Source organism: Microcoleus sp. BROC3, assembly GCF_036702515.1.
GTDB lineage: Bacteria > Cyanobacteriota > Cyanobacteriia > Cyanobacteriales > Microcoleaceae > Microcoleus.
In genome coordinates this window covers 1-1,443 of the sequence record NZ_JAUBTQ010000171.1, presented here as the reverse complement: position 1 = coordinate 1,443, position 1,443 = coordinate 1, and the positions used below count along the sequence as shown (strand labels likewise).

At 45.0% G+C, this 1,443-nt stretch carries 2 protein-coding genes; one reads left to right on the top strand and one right to left on the bottom strand.

From position 1 onward, the window contains the following. A partial coding sequence (locus QUB30_RS33565; RefSeq protein ID WP_333342681.1) for a hypothetical protein occupies positions 1 to 244 on the bottom strand: 244 nt, incomplete at its 3' end. 221 nt (positions 245 to 465) lie between these two features. On the opposite strand from QUB30_RS33565, the gene tnpC reads away from it, so the two are divergent. After that, positions 466 to 1,434 carry an IS66 family transposase gene (gene tnpC / locus QUB30_RS33560; protein ID WP_333342678.1) on the top strand — a complete coding sequence of 323 codons (969 nt, stop codon included), beginning with the start codon at positions 466 to 468 and terminating at the stop codon, positions 1,432 to 1,434. The last annotated feature ends 9 nt before the right edge of the window (positions 1,435 to 1,443 follow it).

Sequence of the window (1,443 nt, the reverse complement as noted above, 5' to 3'; positions counted from 1 at the left end):
GGTAATTGCTCAACCCCCTTGACAAGAAGACGAGATAGACATTAGATAGAGAAATGGAAAAACTCCCCGACTTAAAGCAACTATCGAACGAGGCAAAGGAAGCCTTGATAGTAGAGCTATGGGAGAAAATCCAAAAACTCACCGCAGCGTTAGCAGCCACAGACCAAGCAAAACTAAGTCCGTCTCCCAAAAAAACTAGCAAAAATTCCAGCACTCCACCCTCCAAAGGATTCAAGCCCAACATTGGGCCATCGAAAATTGAGGGGATAAAAAGACAAAGAAGCCTAGGAAGAGTAGGAGGGGGAAGAGAACTACATCCTGAACCCGACCAAACAATCATCGCCCAACTCAAAAATTGTCCCCAGTGTGGAGAGAAAGTGACCGCTACTGCACAAAAATTACAATCCATCTACGAAAAAATCGAACTACCACCAATTCGTCCCATCATCACCCGCATCGAACGTTATGGCGGTCAGTGTGCCTGCTGTCAAACGAAGTATGTTGCCCCTGTACCATTGGGAATGGAACCAGGTTCACCGTTTGGCAGTTCAATTCAAAGCTCGCGTCACATATCTGCGTTACACTCATGCCATCAGCTACGAACGGCTGTCGTCCATATTTGGAGAAGTCTTTGGACTCAAGATTTCAGTTGGAGCAATCGCCAACTTGCTGGTGCAAGTCAAAACCAGTTTAGATGACCAAGTAACTCAAATACTCCATCGGTTGCGACGGTCTAAATTAATTTGTTCAGATGAAACGAGTGCGAGAGTTAACGGACAGAATCAGTGGGAGTGGGTGTTTCAGAACCAGGACGTTTGCTTACACGTCATTCGCCCCAGCCGAGGAACTGGAGTAATTAACGAAGTTCTCGGAGAACATCGTCCCGATATTTGGGTATCAGACTTATTTAGCGCTCAAAAAAATCATCCAGCACCACAATGGCAAGTGTGTTTGGCTCATCAATTGCGGGATTGCCAATATGCGATTGATGCTGGGGACAGAATTTTTGCCCCAGGGATGAAGAGGTTATTATTAAGAGCTTTGATCGTCCAGCGACGACGATCGAAAATAGACGATACTAGACTGAAACGATATCGAGAAAATTTACAGGAAAGATTCACCAGGATTTTGAATTTAGTGCCACACAATCCGGATGGTATCCGGTTACGAAAACGATATGGTGGGCTGATTGACAATTTATTTCTATTTCTGGAAGATGCGACAATTCCACCCACGAATAATAGTAGCGAACAGGCGATTCGGATGAGTGTAATATTTCGCCGTGTGACTAATGGCTTCCGTTCGGAATGGGGTCGGGATTTGTTTGCTGCCGTTCGTTCAGTTGTGAATACTGGCAAACGTCAGGGTTTAACTGCTTATCAATCTATTCAACAAGCTCTCTCGATTGATGGCTCCCTTTTTTCCCCTAGTTGAGCAATTACA

Coding starts and splice junctions, on each gene's coding strand:
- tnpC (WP_333342678.1), top strand. CDS start 466: ATGGCGGTCAGTGTGCCTGCTGTCAAACGAAGTATGTTGCCCCTGTAC.